13 protein-coding genes are annotated in these 12,942 nt (G+C 29.1%); 10 read left to right on the plus strand and 3 right to left on the minus strand.

The window, feature by feature from the left end:
- Window positions 1-226: 226 nt before the first annotated feature.
- Window positions 227-1,729 carry a hypothetical protein gene (locus tag ABMY20_RS06360; protein ID WP_239179467.1) on the minus strand — a complete coding sequence of 501 codons (1,503 nt, stop codon included), beginning with the start codon at window positions 1,727-1,729 and terminating at the stop codon, window positions 227-229.
- A 215-nt stretch (window positions 1,730-1,944) separates the two neighbouring features.
- On the opposite strand from ABMY20_RS06360, the gene ABMY20_RS06365 reads away from it, so the two are divergent.
- The 9 genes from ABMY20_RS06365 to ABMY20_RS06405 all read left to right on the plus strand — a co-directional run bounded on the left by ABMY20_RS06365 (window position 1,945) and on the right by ABMY20_RS06405 (window position 7,799).
- Window positions 1,945-2,418, plus strand: coding sequence for a nucleoside deaminase (locus ABMY20_RS06365; protein WP_159616026.1), 474 nt, complete (start codon window positions 1,945-1,947; stop codon window positions 2,416-2,418).
- Between the two features lie 124 nt (window positions 2,419-2,542).
- Window positions 2,543-3,193 (plus strand): class I SAM-dependent methyltransferase, encoded by a 651-nt coding sequence (locus ABMY20_RS06370; RefSeq protein WP_239179465.1) that lies wholly within the window; start codon window positions 2,543-2,545, stop codon window positions 3,191-3,193.
- Between the two features lie 88 nt (window positions 3,194-3,281).
- Window positions 3,282-3,701, plus strand: coding sequence for a MarR family winged helix-turn-helix transcriptional regulator (locus ABMY20_RS06375; protein ID WP_349264884.1), 420 nt, complete (start codon window positions 3,282-3,284; stop codon window positions 3,699-3,701).
- 3 nt (window positions 3,702-3,704) lie between these two features.
- A complete protein-coding gene (locus ABMY20_RS06380) occupies window positions 3,705-4,259 on the plus strand; it encodes an NAD(P)H-dependent oxidoreductase (protein WP_239179461.1) in 555 nt (184 codons plus the stop codon).
- 469 nt (window positions 4,260-4,728) lie between these two features.
- On the plus strand, window positions 4,729-5,268 hold the full coding sequence (locus ABMY20_RS06385) for a hypothetical protein (protein ID WP_349264885.1): 540 nt from the start codon (window positions 4,729-4,731) through the stop codon (window positions 5,266-5,268).
- Between the two features lie 53 nt (window positions 5,269-5,321).
- On the plus strand, window positions 5,322-5,705 hold the full coding sequence (locus ABMY20_RS06390) for a hypothetical protein (protein ID WP_239179457.1): 384 nt from the start codon (window positions 5,322-5,324) through the stop codon (window positions 5,703-5,705).
- A 191-nt stretch (window positions 5,706-5,896) separates the two neighbouring features.
- Window positions 5,897-6,067: a hypothetical protein gene (locus ABMY20_RS06395; RefSeq protein WP_349264886.1), complete on the plus strand. Its 171-nt coding sequence runs from the start codon at window positions 5,897-5,899 to the stop codon at window positions 6,065-6,067.
- A 186-nt stretch (window positions 6,068-6,253) separates the two neighbouring features.
- Window positions 6,254-6,808, plus strand: coding sequence for a hypothetical protein (locus ABMY20_RS06400; protein WP_349264887.1), 555 nt, complete (start codon window positions 6,254-6,256; stop codon window positions 6,806-6,808).
- Window positions 6,809-6,983: 175 nt separating this feature from the next.
- Window positions 6,984-7,799: a DUF4238 domain-containing protein gene (locus tag ABMY20_RS06405; RefSeq protein ID WP_349264888.1), complete on the plus strand. Its 816-nt coding sequence runs from the start codon at window positions 6,984-6,986 to the stop codon at window positions 7,797-7,799.
- A 167-nt stretch (window positions 7,800-7,966) separates the two neighbouring features.
- Here the strand turns inward: ABMY20_RS06405 and ABMY20_RS06410 are convergent, their stop codons facing one another.
- Entirely contained in the window at window positions 7,967-8,929 is a 963-nt protein-coding gene (locus ABMY20_RS06410; protein WP_349264889.1) for a succinylglutamate desuccinylase/aspartoacylase family protein, read from the minus strand.
- Window positions 8,930-8,939: 10 nt separating this feature from the next.
- A complete protein-coding gene (locus tag ABMY20_RS06415) occupies window positions 8,940-10,373 on the minus strand; it encodes a hypothetical protein (RefSeq protein ID WP_349264890.1) in 1,434 nt (477 codons plus the stop codon).
- 146 nt (window positions 10,374-10,519) lie between these two features.
- Here ABMY20_RS06415 and ABMY20_RS06420 point away from each other — a divergent pair, with 146 nt between their 5' ends.
- Window positions 10,520-12,847: a DNA topoisomerase 3 gene (locus ABMY20_RS06420; protein ID WP_349264891.1), complete on the plus strand. Its 2,328-nt coding sequence runs from the start codon at window positions 10,520-10,522 to the stop codon at window positions 12,845-12,847.
- Window positions 12,848-12,942: the final 95 nt, after the last annotated feature.

Genomic DNA, 12,942 nt, shown 5'->3' on the forward strand with positions numbered 1-12,942 from the left:
ACGGACAGATTACTTCGTCATATCTTCCTCTTAATGAGGATAAAAAGAAACAAAAATAAAGACTTACAATAAAAGAATAAGAGTAACTCTTTTGAGTGAGATTCCTCACTATCGTTCGGAATGACTGTTCTTTTAGGTAAAACATACCAACAACTAACAAAAATAAAACCTCCCCAGTAATGAAACAAACTGGAGAGGCTTCTTAATAAAGTCAATCTTAAAAACGTTACTTTAAGCTGTTTTTCATAAAGTCTTCTACTTCTTGCTTCGCTTTAATAGCTTCAACTTCATTAAATGTTTTTCCTTGTCCTCTTAATAAGTAAGCGTTAAACACATGACTTATATACAATGGTGATTTATTATCTGAAAAACCAACTGTATTATGACAACTAAAACAGTTTGCTAAATTGTCTGCTTCAATATCTTTTAAACTACTTTTAAAAGTTTGTGTGTAGGTTTCCATAGTAACATTAGCACAGTTTACCGACCCTCTTGCTAACGAAGTAGATTTTGGTGTTGCCTTTCCTATATTTTTTCCTAAACTATTTATTTTCGCTGTTTGCTGTTCAGGAGTCATTCCATCAGTATCAATCCATAGAGAACCATTATAAAAATAGTTTTTCCATACATCGGTTAAGTTTTCTTTTACACAAGTATTAAGATTTTCTATATTATCAAAGTTCATAGGTTCTTCTTGACTTGTCTTCATAAAGTTTCCTACACTATCTCTTGGAACTCCATACTTAAATAAATCGTATGCTTTGTATGGTAATTTCACACTATCATTACTCCATGTAATTCCATCAATTCCAGTAGTGCTAATTTTTTCAAAAAGTAATTTATCAGTAGCAGAAATTGCTTTGTTTTCTTTCCAATTGTAGTTTGGTGCTAAATCGTCGTGTTCAAACGTAGCCCAAATAAATTCGGGATGATTTTCTACAATTCCTACAACATGCATTCCTAATAAAGCTACCTCAGTATTCGTATATGTTTCTCCATCTCTACTTAAAGCCGCTACTGTAGTATAATAATTACCTATCTCTTCTTCAGCAATTGCAGTTACTGGTGTCCATGATACTTTTAACTCTAAAGAACCTACCGGAAAAGATGCTTGGTTATTTCCACTTAAAGTTCCGCTAATTATAGAGTCTCTATACTTTCTTGAAGATTCTTTCATCGTAGGGCTTACGTGAATTGAGTAAAATACTGTTTCTGAAACCCCTTCTTTGTTATACGCAGGGTTTGTTTTTAACGTTCCCCCCGATCCTGCCTGAGCAGTATCTACTAAAACCAAAGCAGCTCCTTCTTTTTGCTTTACATCTTGCATATGAGCCGTTACTTGATGCATTTCTTTTGGGTTTAAAAATAGAGGTATTTTTACCTTTAATTTTATTGGTGTAGGTTCACCTCGTGTTATAATAGGCAATAACACAACTTCTTCAGTTGGTTTTGTAAGCCATAAAAACTTTTGCCAAGACCATTGGTGAAAAATTGCATTGGTTGTGCTCGATACATCAAACGGACTTCCTTTTCCTTCTGCAGGAGGTGGAGTTTGTGTATGAGGAAACCAATTACTTTCACATAAACTATCTTTGGCTGTTTGGTTATAAGCCATTTTGGCTATTGGTTCTAAAACATCATTTTCTTTTTTCTTCTTTTTACAAGAATTCAAAAACACAACACCCATTACAAGCATTGCATTTAAAATAAGTTTGGCTGTTAATTTCATTGTTTAATTTTTTAATAATAATTACAAATTAGGTAGTTTTATTCTTGTTTGTTAAAAAGATGCCATAAACTATTAAATTACAGTTATAAAGAGCTTTTTTTTGACACCAAGTGTAAGTAATATTTATACCTTATACTTAAAAAAATATTTTATTTATTAAATTGAGCCAAAGAAAAGACTTAGTTTTGTAATCCTTTTTTTAAAAAAATTAAACAATGAATACACACGAAGAATATATGAGTGAAGCTGTAAAAGCAGCTTTAAAAGGAATGCAGAACAATGAAGGAGGTCCTTTTGGGTGCATTGTAGTAAAAGATGGAGAAATTATAGGCCGTGGAAACAATAAAGTTACCTCTACCAATGACCCAACAGCTCACGCAGAAGTAACTGCTATTCGTGATGCTTGTAAAAATATAGGTTCTTTTCAGTTAGATGGTTGCGTGGTGTATACCTCTTGTGAACCTTGCCCTATGTGCTTAGGTGCTATTTACTGGGCTCGTCCTGATAAAGTTTTTTACGGTAGTAATCAACAAGATGCTGCTAACATTGGTTTTGATGATGAGTTTATTTATAAAGAAATTCCGTTACCATACGAAAAGAGAAGTATTCCGTTTGAGCAAATAGGACGCGATATTGCTTTAGAACCTTTTCAGAAATGGTCTGAGAAAGAAGATAAGATTGAATATTAGAATAAAATCCCTTTGTAGCTTTTACAAAGGGATTTTTTTAGTATCTTAATATACTTCTACTTCTTTGGCGTATAGTTTATTTTTGATAATTTCACACCAGTATTAAACTCAACTAAAAAAAGCTATGCAATTAACACAAGAAGAAATTAAGGAATTAGAAAAACAATTAAGTTGTCCTGAAGGAAAATTAGGCGTTGAAGTTGGAAAAAACATGAACGAGACTAATATTAACATGACTTTAAATACTATTGATTCTTTAGAGTTAGAAGACAATAACTCAGTTTTAGAGCTTGGTCATGGCAATTGCGGACATTTACAAAAGTTATTAGCCACAGCTAACAATATAAATTACTTTGGGTTAGAGATTTCTAAGACAATGCACAAAGAGGCTAAAGCTATTAATACAGCTACACAAGCTGAATTTTCTTTATATGACGGAGAAACAATTCCGTTTAAAAACAATTCTTTTAATCGTGTTATGAGTGTAAATACAGTTTACTTTTGGTCTAATCCCCAAAAACTAATAACTGAAATTGAACGCGTTTTAAAACCCAGTGGTATTTGTATTTTAACCTATGCTAATAAAGAGTTTATGAAAAGCTTACCTTTTGTGGGTGATAAGTTTCAGCTTTTTGGTACAAAAGAAATGGAAACACTTGTTAGTGCTTCTTACTTAAAAATTGACGAGCTTATCCATAAAATTGAACAAGTTACAAGTAAAACAGGTGATTCTGTAGAACGAACCTATACCTTAACCAAATTAAAGAAAGAATAACACTATTACATACTAAGTAAAGTAATGGCTATTTATTATCTATGAATAAATAGTTTTAATTCAAACCATTTATTTATAGATTTGCATCATGCAAAAATTTACAACAGGAAAACTTATAGGTAAAACATCACGTTTATTAAATAAAAGCCTTACAAATTCTTTATCTGAAGAAGACTTATTTATTACATCTGAACAATGGATTATACTACAAATTTTAAGTACAGATTCAAAAAATCAAAAAGAATTGTGTGACATTACTTTAAAAAATAAATCTAGTATTAATAGCCTTATTAAAGGTTTATTAAAATTAAAATTAATTACAAAAACTACTTCTTTAGAAGATAAAAGAAACTCTATAATTTCTATATCAAATGAAGGAATCAATATAAAAGAAAAATCTAACAATATAGCTTCAAGTATTTTAGATAAAGCTCTAAATGACTTTACTGAGGAAGAAATAAATGAATTAAACAATTACTTATTAAGAATAATAAAAAACCTAATTTAAAATATGAATATTTTACTTATCGTTGCACATCCTAAAAAAGAGAGCTTCTCTTTTGCTATGGCTGAAAGAATATTAAAGCAAGCTTATGAAAAAAAACATAATATTGATATAATTGATTTATATAGGGATAAGAATCAACAACCTTTTTTTTCATTTAATAATGCCAACAATGTTCCTATTACTAAGGAAATGAAATATTATCAAGATAAAATTAAAAATTCTGATCGACTTATTTTTATTTTTCCTTATTGGTGGGGAGGTATGCCTTCAATTCTTAAAAACTTTATTGAATGGAATTTATCTAAAGGATTTGCTTTTAAATATGTAAACTCAAAACCTGTTGGATTACTATCTAATAAAGAAGTAAGTGTTTATACTACAACCGGTGCTCCTTCTTTTATTTATAAAATTACTGGCGCAAATAGTAGGATTAAAAAAACTTTTAAACAACAAATTATTAATTTTTGTGGTATGAAACTTATTTCTTTTAATATTTATGGTGGACTTGATAAAAGTAATATTAATACTGAAAAGATTCTTGAAAAAATTGTTTTATAACTACTTTGAAAAAAATTGTTTTTTGTATGAAATCAAAGAATTAAATGTATATTTAATCCACCTCCAAAATGCTGTTTACATTTATCTAAACAGCATTCATTTTTTTATAGTCTCTTTATATCTCACAACACCTAACAAACATTTTTCTACACACGCACCTATTTTTATCTTTTTTGTTGTTTTAAGTTACTCCTCTTAGGCTTGGGGTGTCGTCCCAATAAAAAGTTACACTTTTTTATCTTCCTTTTTTTATATTTGGAGAAGTAAAAATTGCTATATCCTCCATTTATTCTACTCTGTAAAGTACGTATTGGTAATTTTATCACGTATATAAACATGTTAGCAAAAATTAAAGAAAATGAGAATACTAAAATTAATATTATGTCTACTCTTACTTAATAGTTGTAATAAAAAAACTAAAAACCCTATACTAATTGATAAAAGTATTATATCCAAAATTGACAGTATTGTGGAAATAAAACAATATGGAAGTCACAGTATTGGACAATTAAATTTTAATATACGTGATATTAAAAACGTTAATGAATTTTATAATGATAAGTCTTCTGACTTATTTTCTTTTCTTAAAACTCAAAGAGGCTTAAATATGAAATTCATAAAATCTGTTTGTAATTGTAATTTATCTAATGATACTATCAAAATTATTGGTGGACAAGGGTACACAGGAGGTGTTGGTTTCTTTTTAAAAATCTATAAAGATAGTATTTCAGGAAAAGTATCTTTATCAACTACTAAGAAAGTTTATTCCAAATCAAAAGAAGAAAAAAAAGACCTCTTTGACAACATTAATCTTTTAACTGACGAAATTAAACTGACAATAACAAAACCTATAGAATATAAGCTAAACGAAACTATAAAAGGAAAAATATACTTAAAAACAGAGCCTTTTTATCAAAAGAATATAAAAGGAGAAATAAAAAAGGTAGTACCCTCTTTTGATATTATTTTCACTTGTAAATTAAACAAAATAACTTACAACAATATATAAAGAGAGTTGCCTGATTCTACCCTATTTGTAAAGCCATAAACAAGACTATTGAAATGACTCACTTTTTATTAAATGATTCTCAAGAATATATTGAGGAAACTTATGAGGAAGCTAAAACTAGGTATGTGCTATTCGGGAAAGATATTTATCAGATTCTAAAAGAACATGAACCTGAAATTTTCAATAATTTAAAGTTTTATAAAGCAACTAAACTTATTGAAAAGACTACTTGGGGAGAAGCTGAGACCGAAAATAGTTATGTAATATATGACGATGGAAAAGTATCTTTTGCCATACAATTAGAGCCTATGCCAGCTGTTATTTGTTTACATAATGAGCAAACTCAAATAGAAATTGGAGACTGGGACGGAAATGATTATTACGCGGAATCTATAGAGTTTATAAAAAAAGAATTAATGACAGCTGTGATAAAATAAAAAGGTGTGAAATGAGAATAACAAATACATTACTAATTGCATTCTTCTCTTTAAGTTTATTAAGTTGTAACTCAAAAAAGTAATTAGAAAACAAGTGGGATAAACTTACTAAAGCTGATAGTGAACAGGTTGAAATTAAAAGGATAGAAGAATTAAGTGATTTTATTTCTAAAATAAATGGGCATTTTAAAATGAATGGAATTACTCAAAATAAAGACACTTTAAACCTATTAACACAAACAAAGGATTCTATAAAAATAGACCATATAAATCTTATAATTTACTGGAAAGAAAACAGTTTCCATGCAAAAAACTGGAAGCCTATAAACCAAAATAATATTTACTTATTTTTTAGAGAATAAATAATAGTAATGCTATCTGCTAATTTTAATGACGTATATAGACTATGTTACTTAAAAATATCTTATTCTATTGCGTTAGTTTTATGTCGTCTATTGTTATTGTATAAATCCAATCAATTAAATGTATATTTACCTCATAGCTAACTGTTTTTTTATCAAATTAATAACAAGTTTAATAAATATTGTATGAAAAAAATTGCCTTATTATTTCTTTTTTTTCTTGTAAACCTAAATATTTTTAGCCAAAAAAAAGAAAACTTTAAGCCTGGTGTTTCTTTAATTGAATATAAAATAATGTCAGATTTAACTTCTCAAAATTCTATTCTTTTTATTTTTGAAGGCGATACCCATCTAATTAATTTTTACCTTGATTTAAAAGAAAATTTAGTGAAAAGGTTTAAAAATTCAAAAGTAAAGGTTGACTTTAATTATGAGTTATTTTCTAAGAAACCATTTAAATCTGATTTAAGTTTAATTCCTAAACAAACATCTTCTAAAAATAATTACGATCTTATTTGTTCAATCTCTTTATTAAATTTTAAAAGTTTTGACGAGCATTTAATAAAAAAAAGGAAACAAAATTATAATTTAAATCTAAAATTTAAAGAGAAGAAAACTAATGAACTTATTAATACAGCCATCATAAATGTAAATAGTTTTTATACAATTACTACTCAAAATAAAAACTTAAGTAAGGTAATTTATAATTTAATTAGCAATTCTCCCCAATCATACAAGTAACTTATAAATAATTGTAAGAAAAAGAGCGCAATTAATAAAATATTTCAAAAGATATATTACTTAGACTACAAACCTTGTAATGTGAATGATTATTGACGAAAAGACTTTGTTAAAACAACATTATAAAAACTAAAATTGATAAAAAGTTACATATAAAAGCAATAATTAAGTATTTATGACGCCTCAAAAAGATCAAAACCAATTCAATGTATTAAAAATATACCTAAAACAGTTTGAATACTTGTTCGATAATAAACCTAACATTTCAGTTCTAAAAGTTGGAGAAAAATTTATTCTAAAAAAAAGTATTGATAATTTTTTAAGTGAGAATAGTATTTACTTTTTTGAAAATAATACTTCTAGAGTTGAGCAACTATTTAAACAATTAATTTATAATATTGAACCAATATATTTGAACATAATTTCAGATTTAGATAATTACCAAACCTTACGTAACAACTCCTTTACTAAATTAGTTCAAATAATTTCCTACTTCACTATAAAAAGTAATAACTGGCATTCAATGATGCATTTTAATTTAAATTCCAATAATAAAACAAACTTTTTAAAACAAATTTGTGCTCATCATACAAATAGCTTAAAAGATATAGAAGCTACAAAGTTTTACAGAGATGTAGCTAACCTTCCAGTTTATGATATAATAAGTTACACGTTACTTTTTTCTGCTGAATATCTAGTAAGAAAGATTGAAAGTTGTAAAATTATATTTCTTAAATCTACAGATGACGCACCTTGGTTTACTAGCGATAGTCCTGTTGTTATAAAAAATGAAATTATTACAGAAAAAAGTGAAATCTACTTTCCTATAAACCGCACATACCTCGCTTACTTATATTTTGAAAATTCTAACCTTAAAAGAAATAAATTACAAAACTTGAAGACAAACAGTATTCATTTAGTAAATGATCAACTTAGTTGGAAGTTACAACAAATAACTATGAAAAATGCTGGCAATAATATTATCTTTTAAATATTAATTAGATTATAGTTTATTAAAAAATTTCACCACTAAAAACAAAAGAATAGGTTAATACCAAATATTAACTTGAATAAAAAAATTGGTTTGATTAAATATAAAAACTTATTCAGCTTCTTATCAAAAAATATATTTTAGTTAAGAAACAGCCTTTTTGATAGTTATTTTATAATCCCTAAATGAATAATACGTCCACCTGATTGATTTACGGGGTTTACACTCTTTCCTACTACAACACCTCTTTCTGGAGCGTAATATTTCTTAATTCTATTACCAAACACATCTCGTAGTGTAGCAATATGATCTCCTTCTTCTACAATATCTCGTAAATCTACATGTACTGTGAGCAACCCTCCTTCTTGTGTGTATAACCAATAGGATTTTTTACAAACTATTGTATTTCTCTTAGAGGTTTCATATTCATCATCCGTAACTCCTAAATATGCCAATACATTATGTACTCCTGCTACTCCACTTTTAATTATTTTCTTTTGAAAACTATTTGGGTTACCCACTTCGATAGTAATAGATGGGATTCCTAACTCTTCTGCAGCTCCTCGTAAAGTACCGTCTGATGGTGGTGTATGTACTATAATTTCAGCATCTTGTAATAAGGCTAATTTTTTGGTGACTTTATTGTTCATATCACTTCTAATATAAAATGAATTCACTCTACCAAAACTAGCTGTATGTAGGTCTAACAAATAATCAAACTTCTTTATTACCAAATTTAAAAAACGATTGGCATATACTTCACTTGTATTTCCATTATCTTTTCCTGGCATAATTCTGTTAATATCAACTCCATCGCTAAAAACTCTTGTCCCTCGAACAAATGAAGGCACATTAACCACTGGAATTCCTACAATTGTTCCTTTTAAATTTTCTGTATCTAAATCTTTAAACAATCGCTGAATAACTGATATTCCGTTTAATTCATTTCCATGAACCGCAGCTGTAAGTCCCAATACAATACCATCTTCTTTTCCTCTAGCTACCATGACAGGAATACACGTGGGAATTCCCATTGCGTTAGAAGTAACCTTTAACCAATAATTTTTAATAGAATTTTTAGGTGTTTGATTCACATCAAACTCGGTAATATATTCAATCTGGTGTCCCATACTCATACTTTTAATATAATTCGTTTAACAGCGTACTATCGTTGTTTAATGAAGTAAATAGTTTCTTTTTAAACTTTTTATTCGAGTTTATTAAACTAATACACATTTTGTCGATAGCAATGGTAGAAAGTACAGTTTGTATAAAAGTTTCTATTAAATCGTCTATACCTAAACCTAGTTTATTATAATCTCTTCTGTCCATAATTAACAAACGATTAGTGTCTGACGTCCATTCATTTTCTCCTAACTTAACCGATAAGTTTGTTCCTAACATTTGCCAAGAATCTTTACTACTTTCTAAGTCGTTTTCCAACGGTAGTAATGCTCTTCTCGAGTACATACACAATGGTTTTATTCCATCTTTTGTACTACTAATCATCATACGAATGTCTGACACAAACGTTTCTCCTTTAGCATTTGGCATTGTACCAACATGATAATATTTGCCTTTTGTGCTTACTGAACTCCAATTATAGTTACCTATTAAACTTTGTACAATAAAACGTTCATATTCGATTTCTAACTTCATAAACTCTTCTAGTTCTTGTTCGTTAACAATCGTAAAAACTCCTTGTCCTGCATTACTATAAGGTATTTTTATAACTGCTTGTCCTCCCATTTTCTTTACCCACAACGGAATTTCATTCTTGCTAACATCCCAAATAGTATCTGGGATATTTATTTTCATTCCATATTCTTCTAATTCCGTGTTGTAAATATCATATGCTTTGGCAGCTACCATTTTATTTCTTCCTCCAGCCAAACAAGTAATAATAGGGTTTAAAATCTTTGTTTTACTATTAATTGGAAATCTATTCCAAGGCTTTTGAGTTACATATCTAAAAATACCTCGTAACGGAATCCATTCTTCTTCTTGTTTTAGATAAAAGATTTCATTTTCTATTTTTATATGATCGTTATCTTTATTTGAATAATAAGGTACAAGAAAAACATCTTCTTTAAAAACATCAGCTATAACGGCTGCATAACCTGATGTTTCCATATAATTTTTATCATAAAGTACCGCTAACCTACCATCTTTAACAAGTTTTCGCTTTTTCTCTAAGATAGGCTTAAACGTTCTTTCAATTAACAAGCGATATACTCCGTCTTCTTTATTATCATCTAACAAAGGCATTGATTTTTGACCTGATGGGCATGAATTATTCTCTATAATAACCATATTTTTATCTCCATCTGCTGATGTTGAATTAATCAAATCTGCTCCTCCCCATAAAAAGTACTTACATTCATACGATAAAATTTCTCTAAGTTTATCTGCATTTACTTTTGGATGTAAGTGACAATACCTAGCAATAATTCGTTCCTTATCAAGATTTAAAAAAAAGTTTACCATTGGATGAATTGTGGCATTCAGCACCTTAGGATACCAATGGTTCTCGTTATTAAATGTATTAGGTTTTATAAGTTCTATTGTTTTCATTCTTTTTTATTTTTGTTTTTAAAAATAGCTAAAAACGATTTTTTTATTTTTTAAATATACCAACTATTTTAAATATTAAGTATTATAAAAAGTAAGATTCTACATTCATAAATAATTTAGTAATTTCGACCCTCTAAATTACTTTCATGAAAGTTTGTATCGCCGAAAAACCTAGTGTAGCCCGTGAGATTGCTAATATCTTAGGAGCCAGTACCAAACGAGATGGATATTTCGAAGGGAACGGCTATGCAGTTACGTATACATTTGGTCATTTATGCACACTTTTAGAGCCTAAAGACTACAAACCGCACTGGAAAAGCTGGGATTTAAATAACCTACCGATGCTTCCTGAGCGTTTTGAAACGAAAGTTACTAATGATAGTGGTATTCAGAAACAGTTCAAAATTGTTAAGTCTTTATTTGAAAAAGCCGATGTGGTTATCAACTGCGGGGATGCTGGACAAGAAGGAGAACTTATTCAGCGATGGGTTATCAATCAAGCAAATTACAAAGGTAAAATTCAACGGTTATGGATTTCTTCTCTAACGGAAGAAGCAATTAAAGAAGGATTTGAAAACCTAAAAGACAACGACGATTATAATAATTTATATTACGCGGGATTTTCTCGTGCTATTGGTGATTGGCTATTAGGTTTAAATGCTACTCGTTTGTACACTGTAAAATTTGGCGGTTACAAACAAGTGTTATCTATTGGTAGGGTACAAACTCCTACCCTAGCTATGTTGGTAGATCGTTATAAAGAAATTCAAAACTTTAAACCTGAACCTTATTGGGAGCTACAAACGCAATACCGTGAAACTTTATTTAGTTGTGAAGAAGGTCGCTTTTTAAAGAAAGAAGACGGACAAGCTTTTGCCGACAAGGTAAAAGAAAGTGATTTTGAAATAACCTCGGTTACTAAGAAAAAAGGAAAAGAATACGCACCTAAACTTTTTGACTTAACAGGTTTACAGGTATACTGCAACAACAAATTTGGGTTTTCAGCAGATGAAACCTTAAAAATTGTTCAGAAATTATACGAAATGAAAGTAGTTACATACCCTAGAGTGGATACTACTTTTTTACCGAATGATATTTATCCTAAGGTTCCAAATATTTTAAAAGGACTAAAACAATATGCTTCGTTAACACAACCTTTATTAGGAAAAAAAATACGTAAATCAAGTAAAGTTTTTAACGATAAGAAAGTTACCGATCACCATGCTATTATTCCTACAGGAGTAGAAATCAATCTGCAATACAACCAACAACAGGTATATGATATTATTGTAAAACGATTTATTGCCGTGTTTTATCCTGATAGCGATATTTCAAAAACCGAAGTTAAAGGTGAAGCTGATAAAGTGCCTTTTAGAACTTCAGGAAAAGAAATACTTACCAAAGGTTGGCGAGCTGTTTTTGAATATGGAAACGATTCTAAAAAAACAGAAGAGAAAGATGTGCTTCCAACTTTTGAAAAAGGAGAAAAAGGTCCGCACGAACCTTCTTTTTTAGAAAAAGAAACCAAACCACCTCGTAATTATACCGAAGCGAGCTTGTTACGTGCCATGGAAACTGCTGGGAAGCAAGTAGATGATGATGAAATGCGTGAATTGATGAAAGAAAATGGTATTGGACGACCATCCACACGTGCGAGTATTATTGAAACGTTATTTAGAAGAAAATATATTGAACGCCAAAAAAAGTTAATTATTCCTACCCAAACTGGTATTGATTTAATTGATTTAATTGACAATGAACTTTTAAAATCTGCTGAATTAACAGGACTATGGGAAAAACGTTTGAAAGAAATTGAACGTGGTGAATACCATGCTGCTACGTTTATCAATCAAATGAAAAAAATGGTAGACGATTTGGTCTATGAAGTTCGTTCGAGTTCTAAAACCAAACGAATTTCTTACGAAGCTCAAAAAACAAAACAACCGCCAAAAAAAACAGCTTCTAAAAAGAAAACCGTTGTTGGTAAAGAATGTCCAAAATGTAAAAAAGGTCAATTATTAAAAGGAAGTGCTGCTTATGGCTGTTCTGCTTATAAAAATGGTTGTGATTTTACACTGGCTTTTGAATTTATGGACAAAAAAATATCCGAAAACCAACTAATTCGTTTACTTGATAAAGGATGTACAACCAATTTAAAAGGCTTCAAACAAAAAGGTGAAAAAGTTGAAGGTTTGGTTCGTTTTGATGGTAACTTCAATTTAAAATTTGAACCAAAAAAAGGAATTACTACAAAAGAAGAGATTACTTCGTCACAAACTCCTCGTAATGACAGTGAAAAAATAACCTGCCCTAAATGTAATAAAGGAACTGTTTTAAAAGGAAAATCTGCTTACGGATGTTCTGAGTATAAAAATGGTTGTGGCTTTGTGTTTACTTTTGAAAACATCAAAAAAATGGCTAACGGACAACCGTTAACCAAAGAATTAGTATGTAAAATATTGACTTCTAAGTAAGTTCTTTATAATAGTACTCTATTAATTTATCTATATTTTTTTTTAATTTACTTAAATTACTATACCTCTCTTTTCTTACTATTTTGCTCTTATAT

Origin of the sequence: Tenacibaculum sp. SSH1-16 (genome assembly GCF_040104435.1) — a bacterium.
GTDB classification, from domain to species: Bacteria; Bacteroidota; Bacteroidia; order Flavobacteriales; family Flavobacteriaceae; genus Polaribacter; species Polaribacter mesophilus.